General features: G+C 70.3%; 17 protein-coding genes. 5 read left to right on the top strand and 12 right to left on the bottom strand.

The window, feature by feature from the left end; translation table 11 throughout:
* Window positions 1-11: 11 nt before the first annotated feature.
* The 9 genes from HKK74_RS11045 to HKK74_RS11005 are packed head-to-tail and all read right to left on the bottom strand — an operon-like array spanning window position 12 to window position 9,429.
* Entirely contained in the window at window positions 12-1,025 is a 1,014-nt protein-coding gene (locus HKK74_RS11045; RefSeq protein ID WP_187243038.1) for a hypothetical protein, read from the bottom strand.
* A gap of 23 nt (window positions 1,026-1,048) precedes the next feature.
* Window positions 1,049-2,338, bottom strand: a complete 1,290-nt coding sequence (locus HKK74_RS11040; protein ID WP_187243037.1) for an MCE family protein — start codon at window positions 2,336-2,338, stop codon at window positions 1,049-1,051.
* The gene (locus tag HKK74_RS11035; protein ID WP_312881408.1) at window positions 2,335-3,558 is read right to left on the bottom strand and encodes an MCE family protein; all 1,224 of its coding nucleotides are present in this window, start codon (window positions 3,556-3,558) and stop codon (window positions 2,335-2,337) included. Before HKK74_RS11035 ends, HKK74_RS11040 begins: the two co-directional genes overlap by 4 nt.
* Window positions 3,555-4,595, bottom strand: coding sequence for an MCE family protein (locus HKK74_RS11030; RefSeq protein WP_187243036.1), 1,041 nt, complete (start codon window positions 4,593-4,595; stop codon window positions 3,555-3,557). The genes HKK74_RS11035 and HKK74_RS11030 overlap by 4 nt, the downstream gene beginning before the upstream one ends.
* On the bottom strand, window positions 4,592-5,647 hold the full coding sequence (locus tag HKK74_RS11025; RefSeq protein WP_187243035.1) for an MCE family protein: 1,056 nt from the start codon (window positions 5,645-5,647) through the stop codon (window positions 4,592-4,594). Before HKK74_RS11025 ends, HKK74_RS11030 begins: the two co-directional genes overlap by 4 nt.
* Window positions 5,647-6,723: an MCE family protein gene (locus tag HKK74_RS11020; RefSeq protein ID WP_187243034.1), complete on the bottom strand. Its 1,077-nt coding sequence runs from the start codon at window positions 6,721-6,723 to the stop codon at window positions 5,647-5,649. Before HKK74_RS11020 ends, HKK74_RS11025 begins: the two co-directional genes overlap by 1 nt.
* Window positions 6,720-7,775 carry an MCE family protein gene (locus HKK74_RS11015; protein WP_187243033.1) on the bottom strand — a complete coding sequence of 352 codons (1,056 nt, stop codon included), beginning with the start codon at window positions 7,773-7,775 and terminating at the stop codon, window positions 6,720-6,722. Before HKK74_RS11015 ends, HKK74_RS11020 begins: the two co-directional genes overlap by 4 nt.
* Window positions 7,772-8,626, bottom strand: a complete 855-nt coding sequence (locus HKK74_RS11010; RefSeq protein ID WP_187243032.1) for an ABC transporter permease — start codon at window positions 8,624-8,626, stop codon at window positions 7,772-7,774. Before HKK74_RS11010 ends, HKK74_RS11015 begins: the two co-directional genes overlap by 4 nt.
* Complete coding sequence (locus tag HKK74_RS11005) at window positions 8,626-9,429, bottom strand: MlaE family ABC transporter permease (protein WP_187243031.1); 804 nt, start codon at window positions 9,427-9,429, stop codon at window positions 8,626-8,628. The genes HKK74_RS11010 and HKK74_RS11005 overlap by 1 nt, the downstream gene beginning before the upstream one ends.
* Before the next feature lie 227 nt (window positions 9,430-9,656).
* On the opposite strand from HKK74_RS11005, the gene HKK74_RS11000 reads away from it, so the two are divergent.
* The 3 genes from HKK74_RS11000 to HKK74_RS10990 all read left to right on the top strand — a co-directional run bounded on the left by HKK74_RS11000 (window position 9,657) and on the right by HKK74_RS10990 (window position 11,942).
* Complete coding sequence (locus tag HKK74_RS11000) at window positions 9,657-10,172, top strand: MarR family winged helix-turn-helix transcriptional regulator (protein ID WP_312881407.1); 516 nt, start codon at window positions 9,657-9,659, stop codon at window positions 10,170-10,172.
* 136 nt (window positions 10,173-10,308) lie between these two features.
* Complete coding sequence (locus tag HKK74_RS39780; RefSeq protein ID WP_246491450.1) at window positions 10,309-11,124, top strand: aggregation-promoting factor C-terminal-like domain-containing protein; 816 nt, start codon at window positions 10,309-10,311, stop codon at window positions 11,122-11,124.
* A 173-nt stretch (window positions 11,125-11,297) separates the two neighbouring features.
* Window positions 11,298-11,942: a TetR/AcrR family transcriptional regulator gene (locus tag HKK74_RS10990; protein WP_187243028.1), complete on the top strand. Its 645-nt coding sequence runs from the start codon at window positions 11,298-11,300 to the stop codon at window positions 11,940-11,942.
* 44 nt (window positions 11,943-11,986) lie between these two features.
* Here the strand turns inward: HKK74_RS10990 and HKK74_RS10985 are convergent, their stop codons facing one another.
* Entirely contained in the window at window positions 11,987-13,444 is a 1,458-nt protein-coding gene (locus HKK74_RS10985) for a flavin-containing monooxygenase (RefSeq protein WP_187243027.1), read from the bottom strand.
* A gap of 89 nt (window positions 13,445-13,533) precedes the next feature.
* Here HKK74_RS10985 and HKK74_RS10980 point away from each other — a divergent pair, with 89 nt between their 5' ends.
* The gene (locus tag HKK74_RS10980; protein ID WP_312881406.1) at window positions 13,534-14,175 is read left to right on the top strand and encodes a TetR/AcrR family transcriptional regulator; all 642 of its coding nucleotides are present in this window, start codon (window positions 13,534-13,536) and stop codon (window positions 14,173-14,175) included.
* 261 nt (window positions 14,176-14,436) lie between these two features.
* Here the strand turns inward: HKK74_RS10980 and HKK74_RS10975 are convergent, their stop codons facing one another.
* Both HKK74_RS10975 and HKK74_RS10970 read right to left on the bottom strand, forming a co-directional pair.
* A complete protein-coding gene (locus tag HKK74_RS10975) occupies window positions 14,437-14,658 on the bottom strand; it encodes a hypothetical protein (RefSeq protein ID WP_187243026.1) in 222 nt (73 codons plus the stop codon).
* Between the two features lie 711 nt (window positions 14,659-15,369).
* A complete protein-coding gene (locus tag HKK74_RS10970; protein WP_187243025.1) occupies window positions 15,370-16,119 on the bottom strand; it encodes a hypothetical protein in 750 nt (249 codons plus the stop codon).
* 112 nt (window positions 16,120-16,231) lie between these two features.
* Between HKK74_RS10970 and HKK74_RS10965 the strand changes: the two genes are divergently transcribed.
* A complete protein-coding gene (locus tag HKK74_RS10965) occupies window positions 16,232-17,782 on the top strand; it encodes an ATP-dependent DNA ligase (RefSeq protein ID WP_187243024.1) in 1,551 nt (516 codons plus the stop codon).
* Window positions 17,783-17,793 lie beyond the last annotated feature (11 nt).

Below are 17,793 nucleotides of genomic sequence, written 5' to 3'. Positions count from 1 at the left end.
CGGGGGCTGCTTCAGTCCTTCTTCTCCCTGGAGTCTTCTCCGGTGCCGGGCGATGGAGACGCACCATTGCCGGTCAGGCCCGGCAACTGGCCGGCACCGCCTGAAGCGGCTCCCTCGGCGTCACCGGAGGCCTTCTGCTCCGTGACCTTCCAGCCGTCGTCCTCCTTGGACAGCGACAGCCGGAGCAGGGTGTTGGGCGCGTCGTTGGCGCCCTGGGGGGTCTGCAGCCGTACGTCGAGCAGGATGACCGCCGTGGCGAGCTTGCCGTTGACGTCGCCGACGAAGACTCCCTTGATCTTCGAGGTCATGGAGACCTCCGGGTTCTTGGTGAAGAACGCCGGGAGGTTGGCCGCGGTCGTCTGCCGGTAGTTGGCGAGGAGGTCGCCGCCGATGAGCTTCAGGTTGCGGTCGATCGAGGCTTGCGCGGTGCCGGGCGTGTAGGAGAACACGACGTTGCCGTACTCCCCGGCGACCTTGGCCACGTCGCGGCGCTCGGCCTCCGCCTCGGCGCGGGTCGCCGCCGCGCGCCACTGCCAGACGGCCAGCGCCGCCAGCGCCGCGACCAGCACCACGACGAGCCCGGTGGTGAGCCGCGGCGAGGCGAGCACGGCGCGCGGACCGGCGAGCCGGTCCGCGTCGCGGTCGCGGTGTGTCCGCTGTGCCCGCCGTTCGGCGCGTTCGCCGGGGGCTTCGTCATCATCCGCAGCGTCGGACCGCGAAAGGGACCTCCCGGCCGGCGGTTCGGCCTCGTCGGCCTCGTCATCATCGTCCGCCCGGTCAGCCCTGTCGGTCCTGTTGGCTCTGTCGGCGTCGTCCAGTGCGTTCAGCACGTCCCCGAGATCCTCGTCGACGTCCTCGTCGTCGATGACCTCGATGACCCGTACCCGGCGGACTCGCTTCTTCGGCGTGGGAGAGGACGCCGGGGCGCCCTTCGCCGCCTCGTCTCCCGACCCCTCGGTCGCGACGTCACCGGGCTCCTCGATGTCCTCGGCGGCGGCTTGCCCCTTGGTGGTCTTCGAGGTCACGTGGATCTCCTTGGGGTGGGTCGTCACTGTCTGCGGCGTCGTCTCGGCAGCAGCGGGAGCGCGCCCGCCATGACCTTGATCAGCACCAGCAGGGCGAGCAGCGGGGGGACGTACACTAGCCAAGCCGGCGGCCCGGCGGGAGTCTCCGAAGCGGCGTTCTTCCCTGTGTTCACGGCGTCTCCGGGCTGGGTGACCTTCCGGACGGCGGCGGCCTGCGAATACGCGGACGGGTCCCCTGTCGCGGGAGCCCGCTGCTTCACCAGACCCGGGTTCCGGCCGTCCGGGCAGGATGGGATCTTCGCGACCTTGGGCTGCGGCAGCGGGCTCTTGTACTCCAGCGCCGCCTTCTGCCTGGTCGTGATGATGAAGACGACGTTGAGCACGGCCTGGCCCTGGTCGGTGCCGAGCACGCCGTTGAGCGCCTCCACCAGATCCGGGGCGAGGGCGAGGGTGTGCCGCAGGTCCCCCAGTGCCTCCGGCGTGAGCAGCCTGGGCAGCGTGGTGCCGAGCGCGTCGACGGCGCAGTAGTAGTCCGCCTCGGCCCTGCCGAGGAGCCGGTCGGCCCGGTCGACGAAACCGGGTCCCCGGTCCCGGAGGGCGGTGAGCTCGGTGCGCACCTCCCGCAGCGCGGCGGTCAGCGCGGCCAGGTCGTCGATGCCCTCGCCGAGCTCGCCCCGGTGCCGCGCGACGACGTTCGTGATCGTGGTGAGGTCCCTGGTCAACCCGTCGATCAGCTCCGGGTTGGCCGCGAACGTACCGGTGAGCTGGTCGCCGCCGTCGATGAGCTCGCGCAGTGACTCCGACCGCCCGTCCCAGCCGACGGACAGCTCGTGCACCAGCGTGCCCGCGTCCTCGGGATCGACGGCGCTCAGCGCCCTGTTCACCGCCCCGAACAGCTCGCCGTACGACTGCGGGACGGAGGTGCGCGACACCGGGATGACGGAACCGGGGCTCAGGGCGGGCGCCCGGCCCTGACCGGCGGCCGGGGTGAGCTCGATGTAGGGCTCGCCCACCGCCGACTTCCGGGCGGCCGCCGCCGTCACGCTCCGCGGGATCGTGACCCCCCGGTCGATGTCCAGCCGGGCCACGACCTTGTTCCCCTCGAGCTCCACCGAGCTGACCTTGCCCACGCGCACGCCCAGGTAGGCGACCTCGAAACCCGGATGCAGGCCGGGTGAGGAGGAGAACTCCGCGGTGAGCCGGTAGGGGCGCTCGATGAAGTCGAACCGCACGACGTTCTGGATCGCCCAGACGACCAGGACACCGGCCAGCGCGGCGAAGGCGGCGAGGTTGACGAGGATGCGCCGGTTCATCGGCCGCCCCCGAGCAGGTCGTCGAGGTCGGGCAGTACGTCCCGGATGCCCTCGGGAACGCGCTCACGCGGGGGCCGCTGATCCGTTCCCGGCGCGGGCAGCGGCAGCCGCAGCTCGTCCCCGGTGCGGCCGGTGCCGCCGGTCGCACCGGTTCCGGGCGATCCGCCGCCCGGGATGGTGCTCCCGTTCGGGAGGACCAGCCGGAGCAGCGGGTAGAGCAGCAGCTGCCCGTCGTACACGGCTCGGGGAACCTTGGCCTCGAAGTTCACCACCTGCTCGAGCAGGGCGGTGAGCCGGGCCCGGTTGTCGCCGAGCGTCTTGAGCACCGGGTCGAGCCGGCGCAGCATGGTGCGGAGCCGCACCACCCGGCCTTCCAGAACCTTGTCATTCATCAGCCGGGCCAGCCTGGTGAGCTCCCGGATCGTGCGCAGGGCCTTGTCCTTGTTCTGCTTCAGCGCCCAGGTGGTCTTCTCGAGCTGCTCGGGCGCCTGCGCGAACTCGTCCTCGCCCTTGGCGAGCTCGCGGCCGAGCCGGGCGAATCGGTCGACCGCCACGCCGAGCTCCTGCCGCTGTCCGGCGAACAGGGCGAGCAGCCGGCTGGAGGTGCCGACCATGGCGTTGAGCCGGTCCCCCTTGCCCCCGAAGGCGGTGGCGCCCGCGTCCACGACGGTGGCGAGGTCGTTGTTGGCGAGGGCGCTGATGATCGGCCCGGCCTGGCCGACGACCTGCTCGAACGAGGGCTGCACCCGGGTTTTCGTGATCTTGGCGCCGTCGGCCAGGAACGGCCCCTTGGAGAGGTCACCGCCCGGGGGCAGCGTGAGCCGCACGAAGTTCTCACCGAGCAGTGACGTCACCGCGATCTCGGCCGAGGTGCCCTGGGGGATCCGGACGCCGTCCTTGACCGACATCGTGACCTTCGCCCGGTGGCCCTCCAGCCGTACGCCGGTGACCGTGCCCACCTTGACGTCGGCGAGTTGCACGCTGTGGCCGGTCACCAGGTTCTGTACGTCGTCGAAGGTCGCGGTCAGGGTGAGCCGCCCCCGCGGCGCTCCGGCCGTGCGGATCGAGCAGCCGCACAGCAGCGCGAGCACCAAGGTGAGGACGGTGGGAACGAGCACCGAGCCGATGCCGGGCGAGCTTCGAGACCGCCGGGCCGGCCGCGCACCCCCGGTCACCGCACCCGCGGTCACCGCGCCCCCGGTCACCGCACCCCCGGTCACCGGGCTCCCTCCCACGGGCAGTTGGAGTTGGGCGGGGGCAGCGGGCAACCATCCAGCAGGCCGCCGCTGAGCCCTTGCAACCAGGCGCGCAGGAAGGCGTCGGTGGGAAAGCGCAGCACCAGCGACCCCTTGGCGGGGTCGTAGCCGTTGATGAACGTCTCGCTGACCTCTGGCAGTGCCTTGAACATCATGGCGAGCCGCTCGCTCTGCCCCCGCATCGTGAGGGCGACCCGGGTCAGGACGGCGAGGTCGCCCGGGAGCTGCCCCTCGTACTTCGTGAGAATGCCGGTGCCCTGCGTGGTCAGCTCCAGCAGCGCCTTGATCAGCTGCTGGAGGTCCCGGCGTTCGGCCGCGAGCATCCCGGTGGCGGTCGAGAAGCCGCTGATCATGGACGCGAGCGTCCGCTCCCGGCCGCGGACGGCGCCGGCCAGCCGGTTCAGGTTGCGCGCGACCGCCAGCAGCTGCTCGTCCTGACCGGCCAGGTTGGCGGTGAGCCGGGCGGACTGCTGCAGCGCGGAGTTGAACTCCGTGCCGTTGCCCCGGAAGGAGTCGGCCGCCCCGCCGAGCGCGCCGCGCACCTTGGTGGGGTCGAGGGCGTTCGCCACGTTCGTGAACGCCTTGAGCGCGTCGTCGGTCTCGACCGGAAGCGTGGTGCGCTCCTGCGGGATCACGGTGCCGTCGCCGGCCTCGGGCAGCCCGGGCCGCCACGGCGGCGACAGCACGAGGTTCCGTTCGCCGACGAGGTTGAGCGGGACGATGGCGGCGTTGACGTCGCGCGGGACCGGCACGTCCTCGCGCACGGTGAAGTCGACCCGGACGCGGCCGCCGTCGATCCGGATCCTCTCCACCGTGCCGACGTCGACGCCCATGATCTTGACCTTGGACTTCTCGTAGAACGAGGTCGCCCGGGCGAAGTACGCGGTCATGTCCTTGTGCGGCGGGCTCTCCAGCGCGGAGCATCCGCCGAGGGCGGTCGCCGCCGCGACCACCGCCGCGACCATGGCGGCGGCGACCGTGAAGGCACGCGATCCGTTCATCCGCCGCCTCCGGGTGCTCGCGGCTGTGAGATCGGCCCGGGCGGTTGCAGCGGCCCGAGCCCGGTGAGCAGCCCTTCGATCCAGCGGCCCTCACCCCTGGACTGCGCGACCTGGCGGAAGGTCGGGCCGAGCAGCGCCAGGTCCTCGTTGAGCGCGTCCATGTTGGGGGCCAGTCGCCGGGTGAGCACGTGCATGTCGCCGAGGATGGAGTTGATCTCCTTGCTGTGCGTGGTGATCACCCGCGACAGCGTCCGTACGGTCCGGTTGCCCTCACCGATCGTCGTGGCGAGCTCGTTGCGGCGCTTGACGAGCTCGTCGAGGAGCGTCCTGCTCGCATTGATGATCCGGATCAGCTCGGCGTCCTTGGCCGCCAGGGTTCCAGTGATCTTCTTGCTGTTGGCGACCAGCCGCCGGATCTCCGGGTCGCGCTCGTTGAGCGTCGTGGCCAGCGTGTCGAGATTGCGGAGCATCTGCCCGAGCTTCTCGCGCGCCGGGATCTTGATCTTGGACGTTTCGGCAAGGAGCTTGTCGACGGCCTTGTGGTCGAGGGCCCCGGCGATGTGCGTGGCGGAGTCGAGCGAGTCGGTGACGGTGAAGGGCACGCTGGTGCGCTCCAGCGGGATCCGCCGCCGGGCCGGCGAGAGGTCCGCGAGGTAGGGGGCACCGACCGGGCCGGACAGCTTGACGTAGCGGCCGCCGAGCAGCGTGGCGGTCCGCACGTCCGCCCGGGTCGCGCGGCCGAGCCGTACGTCCCGCGCGACGCTCCAGGCGATGACCACGTGTCCCCTGCCGAAATCGGCCTCGACCGAGGTCACCCGGCCCACCTTGACCCCGGCGACCCTGACGTCGTCGCCCTTCCTGAGCCCGCCGGTGTCGCGGAACGCCCCGCTCATCTCGTAGCCGCGCTCGAACAGCCGGAACTGTCCGGCGGCGAAGGCGAACACGCATGAGCCGGCGATGACGGCGACCGACACGAGGGCGACCACCCGCCGGTTCGCGTCGCGAAGCGACGGCAGGCGCGGACGGGACGGGTTCCTGCGGCGACCGGCCATCAGCGTCCTCCCCGCAGGAGGGATTCGAGCCTCTTGAGGTCGCCCGGTGCGGGGTTCGCGTTCGCGGGCTGCCCCGGCAACGTCATCGGGAACGGGCAGGGGCCCTGGACGAGGTTGACGCACAGCGCGGTCGTACGCATGAAATGACCGCCGTTGAAGGTCTGGAAGAGCGCCCGCATCGCCGGCGGGAGTTGCCGGACGACCTGTTCCAGCTTGTCGATGTTCGCCCGCGCGGTGCCGGTGAACCGGGACAGGCTGCGGATCGTACGACCCAGCCGCTCCTCATTGCCGCCGAGGACCGCGTTGAGGTTCGTGGTGACACCGGAGATCTCGACCACGGCGTCGTCGAGGAGCCTCGTGTTGCCGGCGAAGAACTCCGTCAGCTCGGCGAGATTGTCGACGCTCTGCGCGATCTGCCGGTCCCGCCGGGCGAGCGCGCCGCTCACGGTGCTGTAATCCTTGATCATCTGGCTGATGGTCCGGCTTCGGGCGGCGAACGTCCGGGTGAGGCCGTCCAGATTGGCGATGAGCAGGTTGATGTCGGCCGCGTTGCCGTCGAGCGCCTTGGCGAACGCGTTCAGCAGCTGGTTGAGCTGGCCGGGATCGAGGTTGCGGGTGAGCGGCCCAAGGCCGTTGACCAGCTCGCCGAGGTCCACCACGGAGCGGGTGCGCGTCACCCGGTCCCCCGGTTCCAGCATGGCGGCGCTGCGCCCCGGTTCCAGATAGACCGTCCGCTGGCCGATCATGTTCCGCCAGCGGATCGACATGGCGGAGTCCCGGGGCAGCCGTACGCCGTCGTCGACCGCCACGGTGACCTCGGCTCGGCCGTCCGTCACCCCGATGCCCGTGACCCGGCCGACCGGGGTGCCGGCCACCTTGACCAGATCGCCCTCGAGCAGCCCGGTGACGTCGTCGAAGGTTCCGGTGAGCCGGTAGCGGTCGCCGAAGGAGGTACCGGTGATCTGCACGGCGATGAACAGCGTCAGCAGCCCGGTGACCACCGCGAACGCGGTGAAGCGCACCAGCGCGCCGCGCGAGGGCCCGTGTCCCCCGCCGCGGCCGGTCCGCGGGCTCATCGCGGGCCTCCCTGGCCGGCGTTCCGCCCGAGGGGACCGGGCGGCACGCAGAGGTCGATCAGCGTCTTACAGATGTCGAGCGGCAGGTACGCGACCACCTGGGCCAGCAGCTTGCCGTTCGGCCCGGGCACCCGGACGATCGTTCCCAGCGTGCCGAAGTACGCGGTGAGACCGTCCATGAGGATCGGCACGTTCCTGAGCTCGGCGTGGACCGCGTCGATCGCCGCGCCGCCGCTGTCGAGCAGCGCGCCGAGCTCGTCGCCCTGGACCTCCAGATTCCGGCTGACGGTTCCGGCCAGCCGTGCGGACCCGTCGAGCAGATGGTCGACCTTGTCGGGCCGGTCGGTCACGACGGGTGACAGGTCGTTCAGGTCGCGGGTGATGCCGACGAGGGTGTCACCGCGGTCTCCGAACGTGGCGCCGATGCCCTCGACGTCGGACAGCAGCCGCCGGATCTCGGCCCGGTCGCCGTCGGCCTGGTCGAGCAGCCTGCCGCCGTTGTCGACGGTGCGGCCCAGCGCCGGCCCCTTTCCGCGCAGCCCCTCGGCGAAGGTGTGCACGATGGTGTACAGCTCGTGCGGGTCGATCTCGGCGGTCAGCTTGTACGCCGGCCAGGCCACGTCGGCGAGTTCCCGCGGATCCCTGGTCCTGGCGATCGCCGCGCCGTCGCGCAGGTACGGGCCGGCGCCCTCGCCGGATCCGAGGTCGAGGGCGATGTCCTTCGGCCCGAACACCGACACCGGCTCGATCCCGGCGACGGTGCTCCTCGGGACGCGGATGCCCCGTTCGACCCGGATCCGCACGCTCGCCCGGCCCCGGCGGTCCAGCGAGACCGATTCGACGCCGCCCACGGTGATGCCGCGGATCTTCACGTCCGAGTGGTCGTCCAGACCTTGACCAGCGCGTCCGAACGTCGCGGTGTAGTACGTGCCGGAGCGCGACGGGGTCACCCCCTCGACGGCCGCGAAGACGCCGAGGGCGATGACGCCCGCGCCCATGGCGCCGAACGCGGCACGGGACCTGCGCGACAGCGACTGGTCGAAGACGCTCATCCGGTCAGCCTCACCGTTCCGCCATCGCCCCAGAAGATGTACGACAGGAGCAGGTTGAGCAGAACGACCGCGACCATCGACTCGCGGATCGCCCGGCCCGTGGCCACGCCCACGCCGACCGGCCCGCCGACGGCGTAGTAGCCCCGGTAGCAGTGGATGAAGACGATGACGAACGCGAACAACGCCACCTTCAGCGCGCTGTAGAAGACGTCGATCGGCGGCAGGTACAGATGGAAGTAGTAGTCGTAGATCCCCGGGGACAGGCCGAAGAACTCGGTGGTGATGAAGCGGGTGGCGAAGAAGCTGGCGAACAGCGACAGCAGGTAGAGCGGCACCAGGGTGATCACGGCAGCGGCGACGCGGGTGCACACGAGGTAGGCCAGCGAGTTGATGCCCATGACGTCGAGGGCGTCGATCTCCTCGGAGATGCGCATCGCGCCGAGTTCGGCGGTGAAGGCCGAGCCGACCTGGGCGATGAGGGCGACGCCGGCGATGACGGGCGTGACCTCACGGACGTTGGCGAAGCTGGCGACCAGGCCGGTGAAGGACTCGACGCCGATCCGCTGGAGGCCGGGATAGCCCTGCATGCCGACCTGCAGGCCCGTGAAGAACGACATCGAGAAGATCACGAACACCATGCCGCCGCCGACGACGATGGCGCCGACCCCGATCGTGATGTCGCTGACCTGCCGCAGGACGGTCTTGCCGTACTTGCGGCGCAGGATGATCTCGAAGACCAGGCTGTACAGGACCCGGCCGAGGAACACCGGCAGCTCGGCCGCATCGGCGACGCGGGCCGCCCGATCCCGGACCAGCCGGCCGAGCCGGCGCGCGGGCTGGATCGCGACCATCAGATCCTCGGGGGGACGAGGGCGTAGTACAGCATGCTGATCACGTAGTTGGCCGCGAAGACGAGGATCGACGCGACCACCGCCGACCTGTTGACCGCGCGGCCCACCCCCACGGGGCCGAACGCGCAGTTCATGCCCATGTGGCACGCGACCGCCGCAGCGATGAATCCGAAGATCCAGGCCTTGAAGAGCGTGACGAGCAGATCCGACAGCTGCAGCAGCGAGGCCGCGCCGTCGAAGTAGGCGCCCGGGCTGACGCCCTGCTGGACGACGTTGAAGTAGTAGCCGCCCGCGACCCCGGACAGCACGATGAGCGAGCACAGCAGGACGCCGACCGTGCTGGCCGCCCACAGCCGGGGCGTGACCAGGCGATGCACCGGGTTGACCGCCATGACCTCCATGGCGGCGAGCTCGTCGCGGATCTTGCGCGCCCCCATGTCGGCCGTCATGGCCGAGCCGGCGGCACCGCTGATCAGCAGGGCCGCCGCCAGCGGCGCGACCTCCCGTACCAGTGCGGTGACGACGGCCGCGCCGGTGGCCGACTGGGCGCCGATCTGCCGGGAGATCTCGCCCACCTGCAGGGAGATGGTGGCGCCGAGCGGCAGGGCGATGAGCAGCACCGGAAGGCTGGTGACGCGGGCGATGAACCAGCACTGCTCGATGTACTCGCCCCACCAGCGGCGGACGTCCCAGGTGCGCCGCAGGCCCTCGAGCAGCGTGACGAACAGCAGGCCGGTCTGGTCGAGCGCGGACCCGGCCTTCCGCGCGGCCGACCGGGGGACCTCGTAGAGGCTCAGGACCATCGGGCGGGGCCCTCACCGGGAACGGCGATCAGGATCATCCCAGCCTCCTTCGTCCGCAGACGTTGGCGCCTTCCGGTCACGACCGGCGGGCGATGCCACCGTGCGACCCGCACGGCCGTCGCCGGATCGCATCGATTCGCCCCGGATGTGATCTAGAGCACTCTAAGCCAATAAAGTCTAAGAAGCGAGTACTTACATCACTGTTTGTCGAAAGCTACGATCTGTGCGTGCACACACCCACGCGAGGCCGCCCAGACCCGCTGGTCACCGGGGCTCTGGACCGCTGGGACGGGCAGGGCCTCACCGGTGAGCCCTGGCCGTTCATGGCCCTCTGCTCGATCAGCAGGCTCCATCAGCTCCTCAAGAAGGCGCTGGAGGCGGAGCTCAAGCGGTTCGGCATCAACCGCACCGGCTATTTCCTGCTCACGACGCTGGCCCTGAGCACGGGCGGCAGCGCCCGGCTGAGCGCGTTGAGCCGGCTGATGATGGTGCACCAGACCACGGTGACGCTCACGATCGACCAGTTGGAGGCCGAGGGCCTGGTGATCCGCCGGCCGCACGCCCACGACCGCCGTACGACGCTCGTCGAGATCACCGAGCGGGGCAGGGAGTGCGTCAAGCGGGCCAACGAGGCGCTCACCCATGCCGAAACGGTCCCCCTGGACCGGCTGGGCGGGCTCTACCAGGAGCTCTTCGCCGCGCTGCAGCCCGTCCGGGAAGCCGTCGGAGACACCGCCCTCTAGGCGTTCCGCGGAGGCCGGCGAGGCTGGTGTGACGGGAGCGCATACCGTTCCGGCGGCTGCGCGTCCGCCGGTTTACTCAAACGAGATTGTCCAAAACCGAGCGACCGACCACCAACGTGGTGCAATCTACGTGTTCATGCGGGATCAGGAGCAGGGCACGCGCACGCGGTCCAGGCCGGTGGAACCGCAACGCGGATCGCGGGGACGGCGGCCGTCGCCCCCCGGGCAGCGATCGTCCCGGCGGAAGACGACGAACGTACGGTCGGAGCGGCGCGAACGCCGGCCCCGGCGCGAGCCGGGCGACCCGGGCGTCCTCCGCCGGATCCTCACCCACACTGTGACGATCATGTCGCTGGTCACGGTGGCGCTCGTGGCGGCGGTGATCCACTTCAGCCCGGGCGGCGGGGAGCCACCGCCCGCAGCCGGGGACATGTCCGCCAATGAACTGGTCGCGATGATGACCAGATCGGAGATGTCACCGATCGAGGCGGCGGCCGTCGCCAACGCCAAGAAGCGGGCGCACGAGGAACAGGTGCGGGCCGAGCGCATCGCCAAGGAGAAGGCGAAGCGCGACGCCAAGATCAGGGCACAGCAGCGGGCGCGCGCCCGCGCGTCGGCCTCGGCTGCGGCACTGGCCAAGCTCGACACCAGCCCCGCGCGCAATAAGGCGATCGGCAAGCAGATGAACGCCCTCAAGGGCTGGGCCCGCTGCTGGCCGTCGCTCGAGACGATGTGGACCCGCGAGAGCGGATGGAACGAGCGGGCCGACAACCCGACCAGTGACGCCTATGGCATCCCGCAGTCGCTGCCCGGATCCAAGATGGCCTCGGCCGGGTCGGACTGGCAGACCAACGCGGCGACGCAGATCGCGTGGGGACTCGGTTACATCAAGGCGCGGTACGGAGACCCCTGCAAGGCGTGGGGGTTCTGGCAGGCCAACCACTGGTACTGATGGTCCGCGCCGCCGGGCGGCATCGCGCGGGACCGCGAACCGAAGACGCGAGCACGAGTGGACGCCGGCTACCGCGCGCCCGGCGACACGCTCGACGACGGCATTTCATCCCCTACGTGTGCAATCGACTAGTAATCTGACCCTCTAGTCACACATCCAGAGAAAGCTGATTCATGCCGACGTCGACCTGGTTCCGGCTCAACGTCGCGAAGCGTGAGCGGATTCTCAACGCGGCGATGCGGGAATTCGGCGAGCACGGCTTCTCGACCGGCAGCCTGAACACGATCGCCCGCGAAGCCGAGATCGCCAAGGGCTCACTGTTCCAGTACTTCACCGACAAGCAGGAGTTCTTCGCCTACGTGTGCGACGAGGCGTCCCGGCGCACGCGGGAGGGGATGGAAAGCCGGGTGTCGCGTCTCGACTTCGCCCAGTCCTTCGAGGACTGGCTGGTCGACGTCTTCTGTGAGTGGACGGAGTACATGGCCGTCCATCCGCTGGAACGCGGCATCACCGCCGCCGGCATCTTCGAGCTGGACAACGACGTGCGCGGGCTGGTGCGCGAAACCTCCAACCAGCACTATCTGCAGATCATCGACCCGCTGCTCGCCACGTGGGCCGAGCGCGGTGACATCCGGCCGGACGCCGATCTCCGGGTCATCTCCACTCTCGCCGTCCTGCTCTTCCAGCACGTCGCGCTCGCGCCGTACTACGACGGGCTCGACCCGGTGCTCGGCCTGCACGGCCGCACCGTTGAGGAGCAACGGCCGGTCATCCGGCAGCTCGTCGCCGGGCTGCGGCCGCTCTTCTACGCCGGCTGACACCTCCGCACACTCCCGGGCTCGGTCCCGCGCGGGCCGATACTTCAGCCGGTCACGATGTAGTCCGCGGGGTTCGGCCTGCGGGTGGCGGCCCAGTACTCGAAGCTGAAGCCGGGCCACAGAGTGCGGTTCACGCCGTTCTCGTCCAGGTACCAGCTCCGGCAGCCGCCCTGACTCCAGACGGCCCGGCCCAGCCGGCGCTGAACGCGATCGTTGTACCGGCGCATGGCGGGCCCTCGCACCTCGATGGTGCGCCCTCGGCGGGACGACAGGAGCCGCAGGCAGCCGAGGATGTGCTGGATCTGTGACTCGATCATGAAGATGATCGAGTTGTGGCCGAGCCCGGTGTTCGGGCCGACGAGCAGGAAGAGGTTCGGGAAGCCCGGGACCGTGATGCCGTGATGGGCCTCGACGCCGTCCGCCCAGGCCTCCTGGATCTTGAGCCCGTTCCGGCCGGTGATCCGCTGACGGGTCAGCGCGTCCGTGACCTCGAAGCCGGTCCCGAAGATGATCACATCGACCTCATGGGCCGATCCGTCCGCGGTGACGACACCAGTCTCGGTGACCTCGGTGATCCCCTCGGTCACCAGATCGACATGGGGGCGGGTCAGTGCCGGGTAGTAGTCCGAGGAGAGCAGGACGCGCTTGCACCCGATCGTGTAGTCCGGGGTCACCTTGGCGCGCAGGTCCGGGTCGGGGATCTGCCGGTCGATGTGCCGCAGGGCGGCGCTCTTCATCGGCCCGGACAGCCGGGGGTCCACGGTGAAACCGACCGACCGGGCCTCGAGCATCCAGTAGATGGCGGTCCTGAGCGCCCTGGCGGCACCCGGCACGTTGAGCGCCCGCAGCACCGGGGCGGGGAACGCGAAGTCGGGCTTGGGCTGGATCCACGGGGGCGTTCGCTGGAAGACGTACAAGCGCGAGGCGTGCTCGGCCAGCCGGGGCACGAACTGGACGGCGGAGGCGCCGGTACCGATGACCGCGACCCGTTTTCCCCGAAGGTCGATCGAGTGATCCCACTCGGCCGAGTGGAAGGCGGGCCCGGCGAACCGCTCCAGGCCCGGGATGTCCGGATGGGACGGGATGTGCAGGCCGCCGAAACCGGCGATGACCGCCTTCGGGGTGTAGCGGGAGCCGTCGGCGGCCGTCACCTCCCAGTGCCCGGCCGCCTCGTCCCACTCCATGGTCTCGACCGCGCTGTCGAAGCGCAGGTGCGGCTCCAGCCCGTGCTTGGCGACACAGCGGCGCATGTAGTCCCAGATCTCCCGTTGCGGCGCGAACAGCCGGGACCAGCCGGGGTTGAGCTCGAAGGAGAAGGAGTACATGGGCGAGGGCACGTCGCACGCGCAGCCGGGGTAGTGGTTGTCCCGCCACGTTCCGCCGAGGTCCGCGTTCTTCTCGAGGATCAGGAAGTCGTGGAAGCCGGCCTTCTTCAGCTGGATCGCCATGCCCAGACCGGCGAAGCCCGAGCCCACGATGACGATCGACGGCTGGTCGGTCATGCTCTCAGCCTCTCTGCCGCACTGCACCTACTCCAAGTAAGCTACCAGGAGTAAGTTACCGGCGGTAGATGCCGGGATATGGTTCACGTGTGAACAGGCCGATCCCGACCAGACGCCGCCGGATGTCCCGCCCCGAGCGTGAGCGGCAGATGCTGGACATCGCCGAGGAGGTGTTCGCCGAGCAGGGATACCGGGCCGCGTCGATGGACGAGATCGCCGAGCGGGTCGGCGTCTCCAAGCCGATGCTGTACGAGTACTTCGGTTCCAAGGACGGGCTGTTGTCGGCCTGCGTCGCCCGCATCCGCACCGACCTCTACGAGGCGACCCAGGAGGCGATGGCGGGCGCCGGCTCGCCCGAGGACGCGCTGTGGCGGGGGCTCCTCGCCTACTTCGCCTTCATGGACCGGCACAACCGGGCCCTGGCCGTCATCGCGCAGCAGCCGATGCTGATCCCGGCCGCCGCCGCGGACGCCATCGAGGCCACCCGCCGCCGGCAGAGCGGGCTCACCGCCTCGCTGCTCGCCGCCTTCGCGCCCGACGTTCCGGCCCGCGCGGTGGAGGCCTACGCAGAGATCATCATCGGCGCGTGCGAGAGGGTGTCGCTCTGGCGGGCGAGGCGGCCTGAGGTGACGGCCGAGGAGGCCGCCCGCTACGTGATGGACTTCAGCTGGCAGGGGTTGCGCGCCCTGGCGCCGCCACTCCCTCACCGGGGTGACGAGCCACCCCTGTGAGCGGTCCGGTCATGAGCGACCCGGCAGCGAGTCCAGAGCCGTGATGAGCAGATCGAGACCGAACTCGAAGTCGGTCTCGGCGTCGTGGCGCAGCAGAGCGGGACGGAGTGCGACGACGTGCGACACCACTCGGCGTCCGATTCCGGCAGCCGCCACGCGGGGCCGTCGAGCAGGTGATCGAGCATCGTGGCGGCACCGACCACGCGCATCTGGGCGCCCATGGCGTAGCAGAGCAGCGCTCGCATGACACGGACGGACGTCTCACCGTCGAATCCGGCGTCGTCGGCGATCGCAAGGGCGTGCCCGATCGGCCGCAGACCGGTCGGCGCTGGCGAAACCGGCGGGAACCGTGCGGTCGGCGCCCCAGGTAGCCCCCCGCGCCGGATCGTCACGCCCGGCGTCGCCGGTGCGCAGATCGATCGGTTGTCCGGCCTCGATGGCCGCCGCGATGCGCCGTTCCCGCTCAGCCGGATCGTCGGTCATGGCGGGCGCCTCCTCACCTTCCCATCACGGGGAGTGTGCCAGGAAACGACGCTCGGCAGATTTGGTGTCACCGTAAAGGTGATCCGGTTCCCTGTCGGCTCATAGCGCAACCGCGATGCGGGGAACTTTGAATTCGCCCTGGCTCTGCGTAGCGGTCCGATGGCAGAACGCATGCGGCACCTCCGAGCACCACAACATCCGCCAATACCACAATCGCCGGGTTTACCGCGCACCCATTACCAGTAAGGTTTCTGAACGGAAAGCCCTTTCCCGAAATGGCTCTCCGCACACTCTCGACAGCCCCACGTGACGAAGCGGCTTTCCCGATTGCAGGCCACCCGGCCGCGGATCGCCGCGACCGCTTAACGGCCGCCGAGAGCGGGATTCTGTTCATGAGGTAAACAGAAAGGTCGCCGAGTGCGCACACTCGGCGACCCTCCGTGCGGACGTCGTTGCCGACCTGGGGCTATCGCACCCAGGATATTCCGTCGCGTGCCGCGGTCACATCCGTCGCCTCCTCCTTATGGTGACGCGCGAGCCGAAGAAACGTCACTACCCGTTCTTCGTACCCTTAAATCGCGTAACCAGACCGATGCGCTCCGTTGCCGTCCACCCTTGTTACTGAGCCCAACCTTACGAGTCAGGACACCGGGATATCCTGCAGTCGACCGGTTCGGGTCAGAATGGTGGAGAAAGCTCGGCGGCCACCCCTTATTTCAGCGCATCGAGGACTTCCCGCGCCACTCCAGCGGCCTCGGCAAGGTACTTTCGTTCATTCTCCGGACCGGCGTACGGACCCGGCGGCTCGCCGCTGTAACCGACCGTGACGACTCCGTTGCCGATCCGGATCGCCACTTCGCCGACCACCGTCGGCGGCCCCTTGTCGATCTTGTACCAACGGTAGGCCTCGTCGCCGAGCCCGTCCTGGCGTTCCAGCCGTACCGTTCGCACCATGGGATCCTCGCGGGCACGTGTCCACTGGGCGGCGAAGAAGGTCCTCGCGGCCGCGACCGGATCGGTGCCGTCCGCCGGATCGAAGCGGCGGGTCTCGATCCGCAGCCACCGCGAGCCGGCACCGGCGGAGGAGTACGTGCAGGTGGCGAGGGTCAGGTTGGCGCTCTGCCCGCCCCTCGCCCTCGGCACCAGCCGATCGACGGTGGGCCGGCTCACGGTGCCGCACGGCGCCGGGAGCGCGGTGAGCAGCCGGCCGCGCGTCGACGACGGCGCGGGCCGCGGTGGAGCGACGCGCGCGGAAGACCGGGCGACTACGGTGGCCCGGTCGCCCGGTCCGCCGACCTCGCCCCCGTCCGCGAGCAGGATCATGACGACGGACGCGACCGCAGCGAACACCGCGACCACCGTGAAGATCTTCACAACGGCCGACCTGCGCGCCGCGGTCGACGGCGGCTCGGGCGGCGAGTAGACCCGGTCGAAGGTCTCTGAAGGACGCGGCAGGCCCATCCGGCTCCCAACTCCACCGATCTCTACGCCTACTCCAAGAAACCTAGACAGTCCGGATGGATCGATCCAGAGGGTCCGCGGTTCTGTCACCGTCGGGGGACACAATGAAGATGTGCTTCTCGCGGAGATCGCCCGAACGTCCCGTGGCGTGGCAGGTTCCCCGGCCCGCCGCGCCAAGATCGATCTGCTCGCCCGCTGCCTGCGCGACGCCGGGCCGGCCGAGGCCGCGGTCGCCGTCGCGTACCTCTCCGGTGAGCTGCCGCAGCGCCAGATCGGAGTCGGATACGCCGCCCTCCGCGACCTGCCGCCGCCCGCCGACGAGGCCGGTCTGACTGTGGCCGACGTCGATGCCGCCTTCACCGAGATCGGCGCGTTGTCCGGTAAGGGTTCGGTCGCCGGGCGGCGCGAGCGACTGCACGCTCTGCTCGGCCGGGCCACGCGGGACGAGCAGGACTTCCTGATCCGGCTGCTCGCCGGTGAGCTTCGCCAGGGTGCCCTCGACGGTGTGATGGCCGACGCGGTGGCCGCCGCGGCGCAGGTGCCCGCGACGGAGGTACGGCGCGCGGCGATGCTCCGCGGGGCCCTGCCGCCGGTGGCGACCGCCGCGCTGGCCCAGGGGGTGGCGGGGCTCCGCGGCTTCGGCCTGGAGGTCGGGCGCCCGGTCAAGCCGATGCTCGCCGCGAGTGCGCCCTCGATGGACGAGGCGTTCGGCCGGCTCGGTGCGCCGGACGCCAGGGTCGCGGTGGAGTGGAAGCTCGATGGTGTCCGCGCGCAGATCCACGTCGCCGGCTCCGAGACCCGGGTGTTCACCCGCACGCTCGACGACATCACCGGACGGCTGCCCGAGGTGGTCACCGCGCTGCGCGATCTGCCCGTACGGTCGGCCGTGTTCGATGGCGAGCTCATCGCGCTTCGGCCCGACGGGCGCCCCCATCCGTTTCAGATCACCTCCGCCCGCACCGCGAGCCACAAGGACCCCGGTGTGCCCCTGTCGGTGTTCCTGTTCGACCTGCTGCACCTGGACGGCGCCGACCTGCTCGACCGCCCGGGTGCCGAGCGGCAGGCCGCGCTGGCCGGCGTGCTCCCCGGTGAGCTGCTGATGCCCCGTCTGGTGACGGGGTCGGCGGCCGAGGCGACCGGGTTCTTCACCGACGCCGTCGCGCACGGCCACGAGGGCGTCATGGTCAAGTCGCTCGACACGCCGTACACGGCGGGGCGCCGCGGGGCCGGCTGGATCAAGGTGAAGCCGCGGCACACCCTCGACCTGGTCGTGCTGGCCGTCGAGTGGGGCCACGGCCGGCGCAATGGCACGCTGTCCAATCTGCACCTCGGCGCCCGTGACCCGGCGACCGGCGGGTTCGTGATGCTCGGCAAGACGTTCAAGGGCCTCACCGACAAGATGCTGGCCTGGCAAACTGAGCGGCTGCGCGAGCTGGCGATCAGCGACGACTCGTGGACTGTCCATGTTCGGCCGGAGCTGGTGGTCGAGATCGCCTTTGACGGGGTGCAACGCAGTTCCCGATACCCGGGCGGGATGGCCCTGCGGTTCGCGCGGGTGCTGCGGCACCGGCCGGACAAGTCCGCGGCCGAGGCCGACACGGTCGACACCGTCCGCACCATCGCCGCGCTGACCGACCCGCCACCGGCAGAGGGCTCCGGCTGAGGCCGGTGGGG

Source organism: Actinomadura alba (genome assembly GCF_014323705.1).
Classification (GTDB): domain Bacteria; phylum Actinomycetota; class Actinomycetes; order Streptosporangiales; family Streptosporangiaceae; genus Actinomadura_C; species Actinomadura_C alba.
Note: the sequence above shows the minus strand (reverse complement) of the source record. Positions and strands in the feature narration are given on the sequence as shown.